The following is an 18,846-nucleotide window of genomic DNA, read 5'->3' on the forward strand; positions in this document are numbered from 1 at the left end:
GGGAATCGAATGGGTTCTCGTAAAATGCAGGAAGTCAGCTGATTATGGGGATTGCTATAATTGATTGATAGCAATGAGTTGTATCAGATGTGAGTAAGGAATATCACAAGCCTTCGGGTATCTTGCATGATGAAATCCGCGATTCGTTGCAGACTTCGCGAGCGGTTGAAAATTGCCGCTGGTTTGGAATCGGTGGAGAGCTTATATTACTGCAACCATGTCAAACGAATCCTTGTCTCCAACCGTAGAGGTCCGTGAGGTGCATCACTTTTATCCGGCAGGGCCGGAGCCTGGCTTTGCGATGTTGCTGGAGCTTATTCCTGGATTGTTCCTGCAGACTTTCGGGATCGGCGTCATCTATGCAGGCAGTCTGTTGACTGGGATCAGCCTGATGCTCGCATACTGGCTGCTGGCAGCGATCAATTTCATGCTGTGCTTTGTGGCCATTGGATTTGTGACCTGGCCACTCACCTGGATCGGATTCATGATATTTTGTCCGATCATTGCGAGCCATGCCGCGAAAAAGCGACAACAGCAAGCGATGGCGGGCCGGGTTACAACTTACCCGGCGACCGCCAATCGATAGGAAACGCCAGCCTTAAGGCTGATTCAGGTTCGGAGGAACCGTGGTAGGAGGGTGGGCAATGATCCGGGCCTCAGGCGTGTTGCGGAGGTAGGAGCTTGCCCATCCGAGAAGCACCGCCAGTTTGTTGCGGAAGCCCACGAGGAAGAGGATGTGAATGAACAACCAGGCGGCCCAAGCAGGGTAACCGGTGAGCTTCAGTTTACCGGCTTTCACCACGGCGTGGTTTTTGCCGATGATCGCCATCATCCCCTTGTCGAGGTAACGGAAATTCGGGCGAAGGCTGGTGCGCTTGGCCTCATCGAAGCCTTTTTTCATCATGCGCATTTCCTCTTTGAGGAGCTTGCCGACGTGGCGACCCATTTGCGAGGCTGCTGGAGCAACACCAGGAACGGGTTTGCTGTCCACGTCCTTCATGAAGGTCAAATCGCCAGCGACGAAAACGTCGGAACGGCCTGGGATCGAGAGATCAGGATTTGGCGTGATGCGGCCGGCGCGGTCGGTTTCGACACCGAGGCACTTGGAAAGTGGATTTGCGGCAACACCGGCAGCCCAGATAATGGCAGCGGCTTCAACCGTCGTATCATCCTTGAATTTCAGCAGGCCCGGTTGGACGTCGGTCACGATTTTGCCGGTGATGACTTCGACGCCGATGCTTTCGAGGTGACCGCGTGCATAGTCGATTTGGTCCTGTGGATACATCGAAAGGATGTTTGGCATGCCTTCGATGAGCAACACGCGCAGCTTGCTGGTGTCGATGCGACGGAAGTTCGACTTGAGGGACTTGTGAACCAGATCGGAGAACGCGCCAGCGAGTTCGACTCCGGTAGGGCCGCCACCAATGATGGCGACGGTCATCAGCTTCGCGCGTTCCGCTTCATTCGTGGTCAGCTCGGCGCGTTCCAGATTGGAAAGGACGGTCCGGCGGATGACCTGTGCATCTGAAAGCGATTTCAGACCCATCGTGTGTTCTGCCCAGTGGTCATTTCCGAAATATCCGGTGCGTGCGCCGACGGAGAGCAGGAGGTAATCGTATTCGTAGGAAGCGCCGGATTTGCCAAATGCGCGCTTTTTGTCCGGTTCGATGTTGTCGATCTCGTCCATCAGGACGGTCACGTTTTTGGCATCGGCCAGGATTTGGCGGATCGAGCGGGCGATGTCAGGTGCTGCGAGAGATGCGGTAGCTACCTGATAGAGAAGTGGTTGAAAGAGGTGGTGGTTGGTCCTGTCAATCAGCGTGACTGCGAAGCGATTGTCGTTGGCCAAGGTCTGGGCGCATTCCAGTCCGGCGAAACCGCCGCCAATGATGAGAACTTTTTTAGGAAATCGGGTTGTGGCACCGGTGGGTGAGGACATGCGGCCCCAATGGCATAATTGCGGACGGCTGGCAACTGGAGCTTGTGAAAATTTTCACAAGCCGTGATGGGGAATTCTGCGCTGGCAGGACTTATTTCCGGCACTTCTCTAGCAGATTGCCCATGAAACGGGTGATCTGAATGAGCGCGTCCGCGTGCACGGAATCACCCAATTGGCGGATGTCTTCGCGACTTTGGCTCAAGAGGTTGAGTCCGGTATCGACCGCGCTTTCGATCGCGCCTTCGTATTCGGCGATGCCGACGAGGACCGGCAAATCGAGTGGTTCCTGCGCAAGGATGCGTTTGTTGAGTTTCGTCCGTTGCGCTTCCGAGGAGGCTTCCAGCAGGTTGAGAATCGGCAAGGTCAGCTTTCCTTTGGCGAGATCGGTGCGCAGGGTTTTTCCGACCACTTCTTCGGAACCGACCAGATCCAGGCAGTCGTCGTAGATCTGATAGGCGGTTCCGAGCTTCATGCCGTAGCTGAACAAATGCTGCTCTTTTGCTTCGTCCACGCCGGAAAGTTTGCCTGCCAAACCAGTGGCTGCGGCGAACAACGCGCCGGTTTTCATCTCAATGATGCGAAAGTAGTCGTTTTTGCTAAGCGCCAGATCGAATCTGCGTTGAGTCTGGATGATTTCGCCTTGGCAGACTTCGCGAGCGGCTTGTCCGACCTTGCGGCAGACATCGATGCAATTGAAGTCAGTCGCGAGGGTAAGGGCATGGGAGAATAACGCGTCGCCCAAAAGAACGGAGAGGGCATTCCCCCATTTTGCGTTGGCTGTGGGAACCATGCGGCGTGTTGTGGCACCGTCCATGATGTCGTCGTGGACGAGGCTGGCCATGTGGATGAGTTCCAGGATGACGCCAAGTTTGAGATGGTTTTCCAGCACTCCGCCGGTGGCGCCACCGGCGAGAATCGACAGCGCCGGGCGAATGCGTTTGCCGGAAGTGTTGCAAATGTAGGCAACGTAAGGTTCGACGGCGGGATCAAAGGCGCGGATTTGTTCGCGGATCGCGACTTCGACCTTTTCCAGCTCCGGGCGAACGAGTTCGAAAGGAAAGAGATCGCTGCTTGCGGACGGTGTGGTGCTGGCGGTCATGAGTGATTGGAACTGCCCAAACAATCCACAGTCCGGAAGGTATCGCAACCCGGATATTTGCAAGAGCTCCGCATGAGGCATTCTCCTTGCTAATCGTCGAACGCTCGCTTTAAGGTGATGGTGATGAAAGTGAGAGCAACATGGATGTTGGTCCCGGCAATGGCATTGTGCCTTGGGGCGTGTAAGAAAAAAGAATCGGCACCATTGGATGCCAGTGGAAATCCAGTTGAAGTCACACCAGATGTGCCCGGCACTCCCCAGGAGGCGGAACCTCCTGTTGTGACTCCTGAGGCTAAGGAAGTGGTTCCAACCGCCAAGGAAGTGACCCCAGAGGACCGGGCCGCAAAGTTGGGATTTGCCCAGTATCTTCCGAAGGACACCGAATTGATGGTTTCCGTATTTCAGGGTGAGGAAACCGTGAATAAAGTGAAGTCCCTCAAATTGTGGAAACTGATCGACGCTCAAATGAGCGGAGCCGGCCCGGGATTTGGCGACAATTCGGATTTCGAAATGGATGAGGAGCTCGGCATGGAGCCGGATATCGAGATGGCTCCAGAGGATAATGAGGAATCCAAGGCCGCTGAGCCTGACGATGCCATGCAGGAAGGTGCCGCGCTCGGTGCAGCCTCCGGAGGCATCGACATGGATAGTGAAGCCGATAGCGAGGACATGGATGGATTTGAAGAGCCGATGGGTCCTGAAGGATTGCTAGGCAAGCAAGTCGTCCTTGCTTTTGGACACGGCTCCATGGAGCAAGCGGGTTATTTGAATCTCCTCCGCAGCCGCATGGCTTATTTCCAGTTCCGTGAAATCACCAGGGCTCTGGTCGAGGCTGCTAGAACAGGTGATCCAAGTCTGTTCACGGATTCGTTTGCTTATCAATACACTGCGGAAATGTTCACCGAGTTGATTCAGGATCAGGAGGGCGGCGTGGACCTTTTCGAGAAAATCCAAATGCCGCCGATCTATCTGGGTTTCAAAACTTCGGCTGAAGACCGGGAAGAGGCTGCTAGCCAGATCCGCAGCACAGTCGACTTCATGGGCATGATGGGTGAAATGGTGGAGCCGGTTTCGTTTGAAAAGGCCGGAGTAACCTTTACCGGTTATCGTCTGCTGGGCTCCAAGCTCGCTGAAATGCTGAATGCGGAGCGCGATAGCGCGACGGAAATGATGGATGAAGCGACTTTCGACCGATTCGTGAAGGCGCTCTCTGAGAAGAACATCGTCGCTTGCACCGGCACTCTCGGTGACTACGTGGTGCTGATGATGGGAAGTTCCGAAGAGGAACTGAATCTCGCCAGTGATTTGAATGATTCGATGGTCTCGTCCGATGAACTCAAATTCACCGATGGCTATGTGGACAAGGATCTCTCCGCTGTGATTTACGGCCAGGAAGCTGGTCTCAAATCGGTGATCAGCGCTGACAAGGAGTTTGCCGCGATTTTTGAAGGCATTCGCGATGGCTTCGCGGGACAAGAAGGCATCGGTGACACCCGCAACATCGAAGCACTTCTCCAGACGGTGGTCGATCGTGGAGAAGAACTTGTGAAATTCCAAACCGTTCATGGTTACGGCCTCGTTTCGTATTTCGACGAGGGCTACAAGATCGAAACCTACGGCGGCACCGACCCAGGTTCGGTTGACTGGAGCGCGCCGAGGAAGCTCGCCCATCTCGGCGATTCCCCGGATGTGGTTCTGTTCGCAAATGGAAGCTCGACCGAGGTCTATAACGAAAAGCTGACAGGTCTTTTGAATTCCGTCGGTGAGACCGTTTATGCGCTTGCTGCCAAAGCTTCGGAAATTCCCGCTGAGAATGTAGAGGAAGACAAACTTGCTCAATACAAGGAAATGTTCGGCATGTTCGATAGCCAGTTCCGCGAGGATCTCGTCAACATGTGGAATGGTTTCAGCGTGGATATGGCTGCTGGTTTGGGCCAGGAGGCCGCTTTGGTTATGGACTTCAAGGGCTCGATCCCGACCGTTCCTGGAATCCCGCAAAAAGTGGTCGACGAAGGCAAATTCCCTCGCGCTTCCTACATTGCCCCAGTGGTAGACCGCACCAAGCTCGCAACTTCCTGGGATAAGATCAACCTCAGTGCCACCAGCATGATGGGCAAGATCAGCACGATGTCGGGCATGGAAATTCCAATGCAAAAGCCAATCAGCTCGGAGAAAGATGGCATGACCACATGGTTCTTCCCGATGCCATTTTTCAACGACGAGTTTCTCCCATCGGTGACCGTCGGCGATGATTGGTTTGTGGCATCCACCTCGAAAAACCAAGCACTGGACCTGGTAGGCAAAGCCAAAACGGGAACCGCTACGGAAACCGGCTTCCTCTTCAAAGCGAATTTCGTCGCGCTCCAGGCATACGCCCGCGAATGCTATGCCTTGGTCGATGCAAATGCGGATGAGATCTTTGGCGACAATGAAAGTGCGCTCAATGAGTATAAGCACAATAAAGAGACCATGATCCAGTTCATCGATAGCTTCGATGACTTCGACAGCGTCTCGATCAAGGTTCGCAAGGAAGCGGATGTCTTGCGTGGAAGTTTCCATTTCAAGACTCGCTGATTGAATGATTCACTCCCGCCGATGCAATGTGATCCGATTGCCGTGGTCCGGTCTTGCTTCGGCGGGAAATTTGTAGCTCCCCGCCAGCCCGGGCTTTGCCCGAGTGCCTGGGGGGAGCTTGTTTTTCATAAGCCCTTCCGCAGTTGGGAGGCGATTCGCGGTATTGAGGGATTTTCGCACCTCTGGATCATTTTTGGCTTCCACGAAACGGCGGAAAAAGGGTGGCACGCCACCGTGCGCCCACCGAGATTGGGTGGTGAGAAGCGGGTCGGTGTTTTTGCGAGCCGATCGACATTTCGGCCTAATGCGCTAGGGCTATCCCTGGTAAGGCTGGAAGGGATCGAGGCGGATGGCCCGGATGCTCCCGTCTTGAAATTGGGCGGATTGGATTTGATCGATGGCACTCCGGTCTACGATGTGAAACCTTACTTGCCCTACGCGGAGTCGCCGCCGGATGCAGTGGGTGGGTTTGCTCCTGTGGCGCCAAACCGAATTCCCGTTGAGGTCGATTCCGCTGCGGAAGAAGCGTTTCGCAGCCTGCCGTTCCGGGCTCAGTCCGTGATTCGGGAAGCATTGTCTTTGGATCCGCGGCCAGCATCGCAGAAAGCGACAGAGGAACGGATTTATGGTGCGAGTCTGTGTGGTCGCAATGTGCGCTTTGTCGTAAATTCCGGAGTTTGTCGCATTTTGGAGATCGAAACGATGCCTGTTTCCGGGTTGAACGACTAGCGTTTCTCAATTACTCTCGCCCCAATGAGTTGGACATTTCGCCGGGCTGTAACCTTATCGCTGGTTCCGTGGGCTTTTAGCGGCGTGGTCTCCTGCAAGAAAGGGAAGGATGCGGCAGCCTCAGAATTGAAGGAGGCCGGATACCAGCTCACTGATGCCGATTGGTTCCGCGCAAGTCGCGAGGACAATGTCGGAGTTTTAAAGAAGTTCATCTCCGGCGGTTATGATCCCGCAAAAATTGGGCCGGACGGGTCCACTGCGCTGCACGAAGCGGCTAAGGCGAATGCAGAGAAATCCGCAGATTATCTCCTGAAACGGGGCCTCTCGATCGATATCCAGGACCGCCAGGGCCAGACTCCTCTGATGGCAGCGGTCATCGCCGATCAATCGGAAATGGTGTCTTGGCTGCTGCGACAAGGGGCGAACCCGAAATTGAAAGATAAGGACGGATTTCTCCCCATCATGCTGGCTGCTCGAGAGGGGAGCAGTGGATCGATCAGCGAGCTTGCTCCTTATTGTCGCGAGGATCTGGATGCCGCTTTACTGCTGGCCGCACTGGATGGGAATGCGCGCTCGATTGATGCGCTGACCAACTACGGAGCCTCGGTTTACGCGACGATGTCGGACGGCCGCACTCCTTTGATGCTGGCGGCGGAAAATGGTAACCAAGACGCGGTGGCGATGTTGCTTGATATTGGATCGAGCCGTTATTCCGTTGATTCCAATGGGGACACGGCGATGGATTTGGCGGAGCAAGCTGGTCATTCTGAGATCGCTGCCATGATTTCCAGCAATGTCGGCTCCGTGGATTTGGAATTGGAATCGACGGATGAACTCGCAGCATCGATGGAAGCGACGATGGACAGGCTTTCAGACGGGGTGGTTACGGCTGCGGATTCCAAGGTCCCATCATCCGACCCGGCGGTGGCGGGAAATGATCTGCCTGCGGGAACTACCGGCATGAGAGCTCCTTCTGGAGAAGCGGTTTCGGATACGCCGCTGCATTCGGCCACGGCGCGGGCCACTCGCCCGGCAGTGGTGCCGATCGAAGGTGCTGTTTTTACCAGTCCCAAAGTCATCCGGGTGCAGGTATCCGAGCAGGGAGAACCTCAAAAGGCAGTCTCGCGTCCAGCTCGTCAGGAACCACTGATCATGCGGATGTATCGTCAGACCGTTTTGCCGGTCGAGGTGAAGTCGGTCAAAGGATCAACCGCCACACTTCAAATCGCTTCCAATCCGCCAAAAGAAATCAAGGTGCATGAAGGCGACAAAATCCCCAATTCGCAATTGGTGGTGGTGCGCGTCATGACCCGCACGGAAAATAGTAAATTCACGGATGGAGAATCGGTGCAGGTCCCGGTCGTAGAGGTCCGGGATAGCAATACCGGCGAGTCCCGCCAGTGGATTTCCGGGCTGCCATCGACCTCGCACGACCCCATTGCCTTGGTGGAAGATGGCGTGAGCGGAACCCGGTTCACCGCGATGCCAGGTCAGCATTTCAGCTCTGCGGATGGCACGGAATACGTGGTTTCGGATGTGCGTCCGAACCAAATCGTGATAGAAGACGTCGCCAGCGGTCAGGTGGAAACCATTCCTTTGAGTGGTCCCCGCGGTTGAAATTTTTGATTCCATGGAAACCAACGAAGTCATCGATCACGGTGCTCCTGTGCGCCAATTTTCTGTCATGTTGCCGAACCGGGCCGGCGCACTGGCAGCTCTGTTGAAATTGCTCCGAACTGCTTCGATTGAGGTCATCGGGCTGAGCGTTCAGGATTCGCGCGATGCGACGGTGGCGAGATTGGTCCTTTCAGATCCGGATTTGGCGGAACGGATCTTCATGGAAAAGGGGATTCCTTACACCAATTGCGATTTGCTGGTGGTTGCCATGCGCGAGTGTGGTCCGGGTTTACTCCAGTGTCTGGACACGCTGATGGTTGCGGAAACCAACGTGGATTTCGCCTATGCCTTACTGCCCGGCCCCGTTGGCCATTCGATGTTGGCGATCCATGTGGAAGACTATGATTTCGCCGTGACGGTCTTGCATCAGTCCGGCTTCAAGCTGATGTATCAGGAAGATATCAGTCGCTAGTTTGTCATCAAATCTGCGCTGGCATCGCGCGCCGCTTCGTGTTGTTTTTTCCGCGTGTCCACTGTCACGAACATCTCGGCTTATCTTTTTGCAGAACTGTCTGATCTGAAGCAGCTGCGCGAGGAATTGATCGCGTTTTGCAAAGTCAGGAATTTGAAAGGGACCATTCTTCTCAGCACCGAGGGCATCAACATGTTCGTCGCAGGCGCTGCAGAATCGATTCATGAGCTCGTGGAGCGCGTCCACCAGGTGCCAGGCCTGGAGAAATTGACGCCGAAAATCAGTCTCAGCGATCACCAGCCTTTCAACCGGATGTTGGTGCGGATCAAAAAGGAAATCATTTCCTTCGGAGTCGATGGGGTGAGGCCGGCAATCCGAACTTCTCCCAAGCTGGCTTCGAAAGAGCTCAAGCAGTGGCTGGACGAAGGACGCCCGATTACCCTGCTCGACACGCGCAATGACTACGAGGTGAAGCTGGGCACCTTCAAGGGTGCGATGATTCCACACATCAACAGCTTCCGTGAATTTCCGGATGCGGTCAGGAAACTTCCGGATGAGTTGAAGCAGCAGCCGGTGGTGATGTTTTGCACCGGTGGCATCCGTTGCGAGAAGGCGGGGCCATTCATGGAGATGGAAGGATTCGAGCAGATCTATCAGCTCGATGGCGGGATTTTAAAATATTTCGAAGAGTGCGGCGGCGATCACTACGAGGGCGAATGCTTCGTGTTCGACCAACGCGTGGGCGTCGATCCGGCATTGCGGGAGACTGAGACGGCGGTTTGCTATGCTTGCCAGGCACCGCTGGATCGGGCGGATCAGGAAGATCCGCGATATGTGGTCGGCATCAGCTGCCCGCATTGCTTCAAAAGTGAGCCGGAGAAAATGGAAGAGCGCATTGCCGAACGCGAGCAGGCGATTCAGGAGATTTGCCATCCGCTGCCGGGATCGGTCCCGATGGAAAATCGCAGGCCGGTGAATATTCCTGCCGAGCATGATCGAAAGGAATTGCTGGAAGCATTGACGGCAATTTTCCCGCAGGTTCCGCCATCCGAGTGGGAGCGCCGATGCGAAGCCGGCCGCTTCGTGAGCTATGGCGGTGCCGTTCGCAACAAGGATCATGTAGTTCGCGCTGGAGAACGGATTTTACAGATTTTTCCTCCAGCCAAAGAGCCGGATGTGGCGACGGATATCCGCATTCTTCACGAGGATGAGGCTCTGCTGGTCATCCAGAAACCGGCCCCGTTGCCGATGCACCCGAGCGGAAGATTCCATCGCAACACGCTCCAATATATTCTCAATCAAGTCTATGCCCCGAAATATCCGCGTCCGGTTCATCGGCTGGATGCGAATACCAGTGGTTTGGTTGTGTTTGCGAGAACTCGGCATTTTTGCCGGTTGTTGCAGCGTCAATTTCTGGAGGGCAGCGTGGAGAAATACTATCTGGTGACCGCGATCGGATCGCCTGAAAATGACCAGTTTGTCTGCAACGAGCCAATTTCCTCCGCACCCGGTCAAATGGGTTCGCGAGAGATTGAAGAAGACGGCTTACCTGCGAAAACGGAGTTCACGGTATTGGATCGTCAAGAGGACGGCACTTGCTTGTTGTTGGCGAAGCTCGATACGGGCCGCACCAATCAGATCCGTGTCCATTTGTGGAGTCTGGGAATGCCAGTCAAAGGTGATCCAACGTATTTACCGGATCGCAAAATGGGTGATACCCAGACGCTTGATTGTGATTTGCCGCCGTTGGAGCTGCACTCGTGGTGCATGGCACTGACTCATCCTCGAACCGGTGAGCGGCTCGTGTTTGCTACGGCCGCACCTGCCTGGGTGAATGCTCTGAAATTGCCTGAAAAAATCGGCGACACCGTAGTGGGTGCCGCCGTGGGTTGATCAGATCAGTCATGTAAGCTGGGTTCTTCCAGCTCGCGGGCACAGCTGCGCTGCTTTTCACAGCGGCATTTCATCCAAGCGTAAATTCCGTAGCCTAAAGCCCCGAGAAGAATGGCGCTACCTAGTAATTCAGCGGATCGGCGTGAGTTTTCATATTCTTTCAGGGCCCGCAAGCGGGAGGCCGCGTAAGCGCCGCTCGCGGTGAGGCCTGCTTTGGTAAGGTCCGCCAACTCATTCGCCCCGTGAGGAATGGTTTCATGGGTGGTGTGGGTGATCAAAGTCCGGACGTCCTGCCGGAGTTTGGCGATGTCGTCGCCTACGCGAGAAAGCAGTTTCATGGCTTTCGGATCGTGAAGTGGGTGGTGAGAGCTCATTGTGTGAGAAGATAACACGGGTTTAGGTCTCTCCAAGGGCTGTTTTGAACGAACGGATCGCGAGATCAATTTCAGATAGCACTTCTTGTAGGATCAGCCGATGTTCGGGCTCCAGATGTCCTTCCTCCAGGGCGCTTACCATGGTCCGATGCAGGTCTTTTTCCCCGCGCAGACATTCAGCCAAGATTGCATTCGTTTCATGATCCGCCAATTCGTCGCGCAGACGGATCCACCACCGATGTACTTTGGCTTCGGGGCTGCCTTTCATCTCGGGCTTCTTGCCTTCCCGATAAATAATGGTGGCGACACGCTCCGAAATTTCTTCCCGGCGATCTGCAATTGCCGTCAATGCTGCCGCCAAACCACCGTCCTTTACCAATTGAGCTGCCTGACGGTAGCCATCGCGTGAATCAACATAGCGGGTGAGAAGTTCTTGTAGTTCTGCCGCAGCAGCAGATGAGGTTTCGTGAATCGTAGTCATAAAATCCTTCATCGCATGGTGAATACCAAAAGTCGCAAAGATGGTATAATGCTGTTATTGTTAAAGAGTTGGGTCAGTAATCAAGGGCTTCGCGTGTCTGGTCATGCTTTTAGAAATGTCCATCTACTGCATGGCGGGGATGCAAACTGCACAGGAACTTTAAGATTGAGCGTTTGGTAACTCTATCTTGCACAGTGCAAACCCAGGTTACGATGTGCAATGCGGCGTAGCATTTTATCTCTACGATCAAGTGCCTTCAAATCAGCCTCCATGCGACTCACCCACGCAGTTACAAGGCGTAGCAGCCGCTTTCTGATCTAACAGATGATTGGCATGTCCACCGCTAAGAAGATGCTCAGCTCGCAAGCGGTGACTCATTCAGATACCATGGAGGTTCTGAGGGCCGGTGACTTGGAGGAGCGAATTCCCGATCCATCATGGCCGCTATTCGAACTTTGGAGCATCTTGCGCAATCTGAAATCATTTCCCGGGAGGTCAATCGACCGCTCATTACTCTGAAAAAACGTCGCCCCCGCATTCTCCTCGTGACACCAGAGCTGAACGGCGGGCGCCGGATCGGGGGAGAGGGGCAGCCGGGGCCCAGAGCGAAAGCCGGCGGACTTGCAGACGTTTGCACGCTATTGGTCGACTCGCTATCTGACATGGGGGCCGATGTTCATGTAGCGATGCCTCACTTCCGCCACATGTTCGAGAGTCGAACTCAATTTTCCCGGAAACTGCATTTAAGTCAGGACCGGGAATTTTTTTATCGTCGCTCGGTGTATGAAGGCAGTGCCGAATCCAACCGCAAGGCCGCCTTGGTGTTTCAGCGCGACGTGATTCACCATATCTTGCCAAAGGTGAAACCGGACATCGTGCATTGTCACGATTGGATGACAGGGCTGGTGCCGGCCGCTGCGAAAACCATGGGAATTCGCAGCCTGTTCACGATCCATAATGTTCACGATGAAAAGGCGACACTCGCAGAGATTGAAGACCGCGGAATCGATGCCGCAGGTTTTTGGCAACATCTCCACTACAGTCATTTTCCAACCTGCTATGATGAGACGCGCGGCTCCAATCCGGTGAATTTCATGGCTTCCGCCATTCATGCAGCAGATACGGTCAACACGGTAAGTGAAACTTTCCTGCGTGAAATGACGGAAGGTCGGCATGCTTCCGCGTGGGGAATCGTGGATGTTTTGCGGGCAAAATTTGCTTACGGAGAAGCAGAGGGAATCATCAATGCACCAGACGATTCCTGGTCGCCCCGACAAGATGATGCGTTGGCTCGAAGCTATGACAGCCGGAGTCATGCCGAAGGCAAAGCGGTAAACAAGAGACGCCTGCAGCAGTTATGTGGACTCGAAGAAGACCCGGAGGCTCCCGTGCTGTTTTGGCCATCCCGCCTGGATCCGGTGCAAAAGGGCTGTCAGTTGCTTTCGGATATTTTGTTCAAAGTGGTCAGCGATTACATGGCGCTCGGCCTGCAGGTGGTGTTCGTTGCAGATGGACCTTTCCGTGAGCACTTTGATCGGATTGCCGACGTGCACGGCATGCGCAATCGAGTCGGGGTAATGCCTTTCAATGATGCTTTGTCCCGCCTGGCATTTGCGGGCTCAGACTTTGTATTAATGCCATCAGCTTACGAGCCGTGTGGTTTGGCGCAGATGGTCGGATTGAAATACGGAACCTTGCCCATCGTCCATCAAACGGGCGGCTTGAAGGATACGGTCACGCATCTCGATGTAGCGAAGAACCTAGGCAATGGCTTTGTTTTCGAAAACCATGACTGCAATGGACTTCGATGGGCGATCGATGAGGCGATGCGGTTTTTCATTCGATCCGCTCCTGATCGGGATCGGCAAGTGCGTAGGATTATGGATGAGAGTGAGCGGGATTTTAGCTCCACGAAAACTTTGGAATCGTATGTGAAGGTCTACGAGAAACTCGCAGGTAGACCGCTCTTCGCCTGAGTGACGAAACGCAACGATTTGCTCGAAATTTCGAGTGAATAATCCAAGTCGTTGACGGGTCATAGGGGCGATGGATTCCGAAAAGTCATGCTCTGAGCATTTGGATGGGCAACCGTTCAAATGCAGTCTGGTTGTATCATGACAACCTTCGGAATATAGAGCTATGGTAAGGCTGCAATGGATACTATTTGCATTTTTACCACTTTAAGACGACCTATTGTAATGCTCGGATCACCCGGGCTCTTCACGTTATGAAACCCAATCAAGACGAACCATGGGCAACGGCAGAGATCGCTCTGCTTCCTGCTCTTAAATCCTACGTTGCTGCTCTCGAGCACTTGGTGCCGGGTGCGGTGAAATGCCACACAGGACCCACCGAGACCGAGCCGCAATGTTCGGCGGACGTCTGGTGCGTAGCCATTCCAGCGGAGGCGTCGGGGATGAGCATCTTTGTCAAAGTAAACCCAACTCTTGCCGCGAAATCCGGTTCACCGCCGCCATTTTGGCGGAAGCCGGTGGTCCTGCGTATGCTGGCCGCAATGGAACGCAACATGACTGGCCGCGGCAAACTTCGCAAATGGCCGGATGCCGTGCGGATCGCATGGAGCCTGATTTCTCAACATCCGAAGCGCGCGATGAGCCTCGGTGAACTTGCCGCTGTTCTCAAGCTGTCAGCCGGATACCTCGGAGCACGGATCGAGGAAATTCTCGGTAGCACCTTTCGTTGCCTGCTGCGCGATGAGCGGATTTCCGTCGCTTGCGAATCGCTGCTTTCGACCGATCTGCGAATCTCGGAAATTGCGGATCATCTCGGTGGCCAATCACTGTCCCAGTTCAACCGGAACTTCTCTGCGGCGACCGGCCTAACGCCTCGATCGTATCGACGAGAATTCGGCGGCCGCAAAAGCTACGACCTGGACGATCTCACTCATGCGGTTCAGAAGAATCTTTGAGTTTCGTCGCGAGTTGATCGAAGCGATTGCGAAACCATCGGAAAGTTTCGACAGCTGTCCCTGCGGCTAACTTCAAGTCCTCTTGATGGGTCACCGTTTTGTTCAACCAAGTGACAAAGCTTGCCCAGTTTGGCATGGTGTCGCTGCCATAGCCGGTAAAGAACCGGTGGTTTTCGCCTGGGAGGTGACCCAGCTTGCGCGACAAGTGCATCCCGCCGAGCGATGAACCTTCGACCACATACATCACACCTGCAAACTGCGCATGATTGAGTTTCGAAGGTTGATAAAACTTTGATCCAATCAAAACCTTAGTAGAACCCAGTTGATCAAGATCCTCTTCCAGCCAGGATGTTCTGCAAAATCGGAAACTGCCGAGATCCCTTACCCATTCTGGATAAGTGGTTTCCGCGTGAGTTTCCCATGATTGGAAAAACGCAAGGTATTCCTCTAACAGGTGCCGATAGGAATCAATCGTGATGGTTCCATCGGCCAATTGTCGAACCAGCGGGCTATCATCTAACAATTGATGTTCCGGAGCGGTCGCATTTTTGAGGAATTCCCTTGCTTGTATCATGTGCGTTCTTCTCTTTTCCTTCTCTTCATGCCCGTATCGCAAGTGCGTATAATCGCTTTTTTCCCATCATGCTAAATACTACCGAATGGGAGCAGGCCCTTCAAAACTGTGCGGACGAAAAAATCCAGCTGATCGGCCAAGTCCAGGCGAACTCGGTTTTGATTGCGATCGATGTGGAAGCGGACCGCTTTAAATACCTGTCTGCCAATGCATCAGCGGTGCTTGGCCCTGATACGTTTTTCGAAGCAAGTCCGGTCGGTGTTTTCGGTGAAGGGCAAATTTCAATGTTCCATCGGCGGGCTCGATCATGGCGCGGCAGGGGCCCTCGGATGGTGGAAATTCTCTTCCCCTATGGCCCTCCAGTTCCTGGTTGGGTCCATGTCCGCGATGGTCTTTTGATTCTGGAAACCGAATTGAAGTCCAATGTAGAGGAGGCTCATCAGGAACAGGATCCCGACGATTGGGAGGACGCGATGCGCGACGGGTTCCATCGCGTGGAAATTTGCACCGATCTAGCGTCCAAGCTCAAGGCAGTGGCGACGGAAGTCTGGAAGCTCGGGAATTTTGACCGGGTGATGATTTATCAATTTCTGCCGGATGATACCGGCGAGGTCGTTGCGGAAGAAGTTCGTGACGATTGGGAGCCTTATTTTGGATTGCGTTATCCGGCGTCTGATATTCCCCCTCAGGCCAGAGCGCTGTTTCTGGAAAATGATATCCGTCTGATCAACCACGTCGTGGGTGAGCCGGTGCCCTTGCTCTCGGCAGCGGATGTGAACGATAAGCCTCTGGACCTGTCGCTGTGCCGTTACCGCCAGCCTGCTGCCGTTCATCTGGAATACCTCCGCAATATGGGGGTGGGCGGAAGTTTTGTGAGTGCCATCATTTCAGAGGGGAAACTCTGGGGACTGATTTCCTGCCATCACGGCACCGGGCTTCACTTGAGCGCGGTGAGACAAATGCAACTTTCGGCCCTGACGACTCACTTGGCTTTGGAGCTGAGTGGAATGGCTCGCGAGCTGCGGCTGCGAGACGAACTGGCCGGCGCGCGGATCGCGAACAAGCTGATCCAGTGCGTGACCATGACGGACGATTGGGCATCGGTGCTGTTGTCCATGTCTGGAGACCTTTGCCAGTTGCTGCACGCCGATGGAATGTCGCTGCACTTCCAGGACCAGACCTATTCTTCCGGCTTGGTGCCAGATCCTGGCGCGGTCGCGGCCTTGGCAAAAAGCGGCATGGAACGGACAGGAAGCACGCCGATCACCTACCAACGGATACCCGATGACAAGGCGACCATTGCTCTTCCACCAGAAATTGGTGGCTATTTGTTGATCCCGCTTTCCCATTTCCGGGACGATGCGCTGATTTTCTTCCGCAAGGAACAGACGGTGAAAATCAAATGGGCGGGAGATCCGGTCAAGGGGCTGGATCGTTCCAGTGGCGCACCCCGACTGAAACCTCGTGCTTCGTTCGAAGTGTGGCAGGAAACAGTCAGCGGCACCTGCGAGTTGTGGACTCCTGAAGAAGTGAAGCTTTCGATTCAGATTGGTGCGACTCTATCCGATGTGGTGATCACCGCGCACCACTTTCGTAAATCCATGGAAGCTCCGGGAGCGATCCGTCACCGGTTGGCCCACGAAAGCAGCGCGGAACCCGTGTTGCTGGCGGATGAAAGCGGATTCATCGTTTTCCAAAACCACGCAGCCGTTGCCGATCCGATCTTGGGCGGATTGCATTCGCTGGATCATCTGGCTTCACGATTGGACCCAGCTGATCAGGAGCAGGTTTCGAACGCGATTCATCAACTCGCCGCAACTGGGCTTGAAATTCGGCTGGACCTCAAAGATGGCCGGTTGGAAGTGACCTGCCTGATCGAAGACGAGCGTTTGGTCGGTTATAGCATCCGCCTGGTTCAAGTGACCGGCTGACCCGGTTCTCAAAAAATCAGTCAGCGAGCAGCTGGTCGACCAATGTGTCGATCCTGGCGCTGACTTCTGCTTCAGGCGCGTTGGACGAAACGAGTCGGACGAATTTTTCTGGAACGAGGCCGAGGAAAATCTCCCGGCACTTTTCCAGATTGTCCCGTTTTTCGAATTCGTTCGCAATGTCGCCACGCGCTCCGATCCGTGCCAGGGCGTCGTCTACCGTGAGATCCATGATCACGACGAGATCCGGCACCGGGGCGAATTCCTCGTTCATTTTCCGGATTTCCACCGGATCAAATCCACGGGCACCTTGGTAGGCCATGGTGGAAAAGTAGTAGCGATCGAGAATCACGATTTTTCCCGCAGCCATGGACGGCTGGATCAGTTCTTCAACGTGCTGTTTCCGGTCGTTGAGGAAATACTCCAATTCCTGCTCGGAGGAAAGCCTCCCGGTGGCTGCGGATTCCCGGAGTTTTCTGCCCCATGGTCCGTTGGTCGGTTCGTGATCGACCACCACCTCGTATCCTTTTTCCCGCAGGGATTGGGCCAGACGGTTGGAGTGAGTCGACTTTCCGGTGCCGTCGATGCCTTCAAACGCGATGCAATACCCTTGGTTCATGAATGAGCTGTGATGATGTCCCCGGGATGGAGCCGGGTAGGTTTCGGTGGGCTTAGATCAGCATCGGGGATGAATCTGACAAGGTAAAATGACCCGGAAACGGTCAGGCGAGGTAGCGCTGCGTGAGATGGGCAAGGTAATCTTCTGGAGATGGAGCCTTGCCCGTGGCTTGCTTCATCAAATCGGCTGGATCAAGCGTTGCTCCAAAAACGTGAACCGAATCACGCAACCACTTGAGCAGCGGGGCGTAATCGGCGCGATCGGTCGCGGCGGCGATTTCCGGATTCTTCCGGGCTGCGGCGAACAACTGCGCCGCATTGAGATTGCCGAGTGAGTAAGTCGAGAAATAGCCGAGTCCGCCCATCGACCAATGGATGTCCTGCAGGCACCCATGCCGATCATCGGGCGGAACAAATCCGAACAGCTCCTCGAAGCTAGCATTCCAGGCTGCGGGGACATCTTTCACCTCCAGCTCACCACGAACCAGGCGGCGCTCCAAACCAAAGCGCAGGATGATGTGAAGATCGTAAGTCGCTTCGTCAGCTTCCACACGGATGGGGGAGAATTCGGCCCGGCGCACGTGGTTGAGGAAGCTTTCCAGCGGGTAGCTAGCGAGTTGTGGGAAAATTTCCTGAGCGACTGGATACCATTGGTTCCAGAATGCGTCGGACCGGCCCACATGGTTTTCCCAAAGCCGGGATTGGGATTCGTGAATGCCTAACGACACGGAAGAGCCCGACGGCAGGCCGAAATCTTCACCCGGGATGCCTTGTTCGTAGAGCCCGTGGCCGGCTTCATGCAAAACGCCGAACAGGGACGAAGTGAAATCCTCCAGATTATAGCGCGTGGTCAAACGCACGTCCGATGGGCCAAGCGTGGTGCAGAACGGGTGAGTGGTGGTGTCGATCCGACCCGCGCTGAAGTCGAACCCAACCGCTTCCGCGACCTGGCGATTCAAGTTCATCTGGCCTTCGATGGAATACGGCCCGGCTGGAAGTGGAACAGCCTTCGCTTTGGAAATTTCCACCGCTTTGGCTGCGATGGAACTCAGTTGTGGCCTTAAATCATCGAACAGAGAAGCAACCGCAGCGGTGCTGGTCGCACGTTCGTAGCCATCTAACAAAGCGTCGTAAGGCTCGTTTTCGTAGCCCCAAAGTTCGGCCTTTTCGCGGGCCAAGGCGACGAGCTTCGACAAATGCGGGGCGAAGGAAGCGAAGTCGTTATTTTTCCGGGCCTCGGCCCACGCGTGCATGCCGAGGGAGGTCGCTTCGGATTCGCGGGCGACGAGTTCGACCGGTAATTTCGTGGCGCGATCAAACTCACGGCGCAGCTCACGCAAGTTGGCGGTGAGTTTCGCATCGGTGCCGGTGTTGGCCGCTTCGGCGTCTTCGAGATCTTTTTTCCAAGCATCAGAGGTTGCCAATTCGTGCGCTCGGGAGGACAGCCAGGAAAGTTGAGCCGCACGGTGGGTCGCGGCGGCGTCAGGCATGTAGGTTTCCTGATCCCAGCCCAAGGCGGAGGAGGCGGAGCTGATCACGGCGTGTTCGCGTGCTTTCTCGAAGATCGACATGCCGCAGTCTGGCGACGCGCCCAGCCATGGGAAAGGCGGAATTTTCCG

The 18,846-nt window shown here is 54.9% G+C and carries 16 protein-coding genes; 9 read left to right on the forward strand and 7 right to left on the reverse strand.

All coding sequences use genetic code 11. From position 1 onward, the window contains the following. The first annotated feature begins 232 nt into the window (after positions 1-232). Entirely contained in the window at positions 233-586 is a 354-nt protein-coding gene (locus tag JIN85_RS02905; protein ID WP_200267469.1) for a hypothetical protein, read from the forward strand. Between the two features lie 12 nt (positions 587-598). On the opposite strand, the gene JIN85_RS02910 is transcribed toward JIN85_RS02905, so the two are convergent. Next, positions 599-1,939: an NAD(P)/FAD-dependent oxidoreductase gene (locus JIN85_RS02910; protein ID WP_200267470.1), complete on the reverse strand. Its 1,341-nt coding sequence runs from the start codon at positions 1,937-1,939 to the stop codon at positions 599-601. A 91-nt stretch (positions 1,940-2,030) separates the two neighbouring features. Then, complete coding sequence (locus JIN85_RS02915) at positions 2,031-3,038, reverse strand: polyprenyl synthetase family protein (protein WP_200267471.1); 1,008 nt, start codon at positions 3,036-3,038, stop codon at positions 2,031-2,033. 159 nt (positions 3,039-3,197) lie between these two features. On the opposite strand from JIN85_RS02915, the gene JIN85_RS02920 reads away from it, so the two are divergent. From JIN85_RS02920 to trhO, 5 genes are read left to right on the forward strand one after another with little or no spacing between them, the layout of a single operon-like run. Further along, the gene (locus JIN85_RS02920; RefSeq protein WP_200267472.1) at positions 3,198-5,612 is read left to right on the forward strand and encodes a hypothetical protein; all 2,415 of its coding nucleotides are present in this window, start codon (positions 3,198-3,200) and stop codon (positions 5,610-5,612) included. Further along, the gene (gene tsaA / locus JIN85_RS02925) at positions 5,613-6,341 is read left to right on the forward strand and encodes a tRNA (N6-threonylcarbamoyladenosine(37)-N6)-methyltransferase TrmO (protein WP_200267473.1); all 729 of its coding nucleotides are present in this window, start codon (positions 5,613-5,615) and stop codon (positions 6,339-6,341) included. It abuts the gene before it with no gap. A 24-nt stretch (positions 6,342-6,365) separates the two neighbouring features. Continuing rightward, positions 6,366-7,958: an ankyrin repeat domain-containing protein gene (locus JIN85_RS02930; protein WP_200267474.1), complete on the forward strand. Its 1,593-nt coding sequence runs from the start codon at positions 6,366-6,368 to the stop codon at positions 7,956-7,958. A 13-nt stretch (positions 7,959-7,971) separates the two neighbouring features. After that, positions 7,972-8,430, forward strand: a complete 459-nt coding sequence (locus JIN85_RS02935) for a hypothetical protein (protein ID WP_200267475.1) — start codon at positions 7,972-7,974, stop codon at positions 8,428-8,430. A gap of 54 nt (positions 8,431-8,484) precedes the next feature. Then, on the forward strand, positions 8,485-10,323 hold the full coding sequence (gene trhO / locus JIN85_RS02940) for an oxygen-dependent tRNA uridine(34) hydroxylase TrhO (protein ID WP_200267477.1): 1,839 nt from the start codon (positions 8,485-8,487) through the stop codon (positions 10,321-10,323). Between the two features lie 5 nt (positions 10,324-10,328). Here trhO and JIN85_RS02945 read toward each other — a convergent pair whose 3' ends face one another. Together JIN85_RS02945 and JIN85_RS02950 are read right to left on the reverse strand one after the other, a co-directional pair. Continuing rightward, entirely contained in the window at positions 10,329-10,661 is a 333-nt protein-coding gene (locus JIN85_RS02945; RefSeq protein ID WP_200267479.1) for a hypothetical protein, read from the reverse strand. A gap of 58 nt (positions 10,662-10,719) precedes the next feature. Then, positions 10,720-11,178 carry a PA2169 family four-helix-bundle protein gene (locus JIN85_RS02950; RefSeq protein ID WP_200267481.1) on the reverse strand — a complete coding sequence of 153 codons (459 nt, stop codon included), beginning with the start codon at positions 11,176-11,178 and terminating at the stop codon, positions 10,720-10,722. A 437-nt stretch (positions 11,179-11,615) separates the two neighbouring features. Between JIN85_RS02950 and JIN85_RS02955 the strand changes: the two genes are divergently transcribed. Next, positions 11,616-13,154, forward strand: a complete 1,539-nt coding sequence (locus tag JIN85_RS02955) for a glycogen synthase (protein ID WP_200267483.1) — start codon at positions 11,616-11,618, stop codon at positions 13,152-13,154. Between the two features lie 251 nt (positions 13,155-13,405). Continuing rightward, positions 13,406-14,107 carry a helix-turn-helix domain-containing protein gene (locus JIN85_RS02960; RefSeq protein WP_200267485.1) on the forward strand — a complete coding sequence of 234 codons (702 nt, stop codon included), beginning with the start codon at positions 13,406-13,408 and terminating at the stop codon, positions 14,105-14,107. Here JIN85_RS02960 and JIN85_RS02965 read toward each other — a convergent pair. Further along, a complete protein-coding gene (locus JIN85_RS02965) occupies positions 14,079-14,681 on the reverse strand; it encodes a biliverdin-producing heme oxygenase (RefSeq protein ID WP_200267487.1) in 603 nt (200 codons plus the stop codon). The genes JIN85_RS02960 and JIN85_RS02965 overlap by 29 nt on opposite strands. A 68-nt stretch (positions 14,682-14,749) precedes the next feature. Between JIN85_RS02965 and JIN85_RS02970 the strand changes: the two genes are divergently transcribed. Continuing rightward, positions 14,750-16,612, forward strand: coding sequence for a GAF domain-containing protein (locus JIN85_RS02970; protein WP_200267489.1), 1,863 nt, complete (start codon positions 14,750-14,752; stop codon positions 16,610-16,612). 16 nt (positions 16,613-16,628) lie between these two features. Here JIN85_RS02970 and tmk read toward each other — a convergent pair whose 3' ends face one another. Both tmk and JIN85_RS02980 read right to left on the reverse strand, forming a co-directional pair. Further along, positions 16,629-17,228: a dTMP kinase gene (gene tmk, locus JIN85_RS02975; protein WP_200267491.1), complete on the reverse strand. Its 600-nt coding sequence runs from the start codon at positions 17,226-17,228 to the stop codon at positions 16,629-16,631. 103 nt (positions 17,229-17,331) lie between these two features. Then, entirely contained in the window at positions 17,332-18,798 is a 1,467-nt protein-coding gene (locus JIN85_RS02980; protein ID WP_200267493.1) for a carboxypeptidase M32, read from the reverse strand. Between the last annotated feature and the right edge of the window lie 48 nt (positions 18,799-18,846).

The sequence above is a fragment of the Luteolibacter pohnpeiensis genome (genome assembly GCF_016595435.1).
Taxonomy (GTDB): domain Bacteria; phylum Verrucomicrobiota; class Verrucomicrobiia; order Verrucomicrobiales; family Akkermansiaceae; genus Luteolibacter; species Luteolibacter pohnpeiensis.

Excerpts from the sequence above, each read along its gene's own strand:
- JIN85_RS02980 (WP_200267493.1), bottom strand. The coding sequence starts at position 18,798 with ATGTCGATCTTCGAGAAAGCACGCGAACACGCCGTGATCAGCTCCGCC.
- JIN85_RS02955 (WP_200267483.1), top strand. The coding sequence starts at position 11,616 with ATGGCCGCTATTCGAACTTTGGAGCATCTTGCGCAATCTGAAATCATT.
- JIN85_RS02920 (WP_200267472.1), top strand. The coding sequence starts at position 3,198 with ATGGCATTGTGCCTTGGGGCGTGTAAGAAAAAAGAATCGGCACCATTG.
- JIN85_RS02910 (WP_200267470.1), bottom strand. The coding sequence starts at position 1,939 with ATGTCCTCACCCACCGGTGCCACAACCCGATTTCCTAAAAAAGTTCTC.
- JIN85_RS02960 (WP_200267485.1), top strand. The coding sequence starts at position 13,406 with ATGAAACCCAATCAAGACGAACCATGGGCAACGGCAGAGATCGCTCTG.
- JIN85_RS02930 (WP_200267474.1), top strand. The coding sequence starts at position 6,366 with ATGAGTTGGACATTTCGCCGGGCTGTAACCTTATCGCTGGTTCCGTGG.
- JIN85_RS02935 (WP_200267475.1), top strand. The coding sequence starts at position 7,972 with ATGGAAACCAACGAAGTCATCGATCACGGTGCTCCTGTGCGCCAATTT.
- JIN85_RS02965 (WP_200267487.1), bottom strand. The coding sequence starts at position 14,681 with ATGATACAAGCAAGGGAATTCCTCAAAAATGCGACCGCTCCGGAACAT.
- JIN85_RS02945 (WP_200267479.1), bottom strand. The coding sequence starts at position 10,661 with ATGAAACTGCTTTCTCGCGTAGGCGACGACATCGCCAAACTCCGGCAG.
- tmk (WP_200267491.1), bottom strand. The coding sequence starts at position 17,228 with ATGAACCAAGGGTATTGCATCGCGTTTGAAGGCATCGACGGCACCGGA.
- JIN85_RS02950 (WP_200267481.1), bottom strand. The coding sequence starts at position 11,178 with ATGACTACGATTCACGAAACCTCATCTGCTGCTGCGGCAGAACTACAA.
- JIN85_RS02970 (WP_200267489.1), top strand. The coding sequence starts at position 14,750 with ATGCTAAATACTACCGAATGGGAGCAGGCCCTTCAAAACTGTGCGGAC.
- JIN85_RS02915 (WP_200267471.1), bottom strand. The coding sequence starts at position 3,038 with ATGACCGCCAGCACCACACCGTCCGCAAGCAGCGATCTCTTTCCTTTC.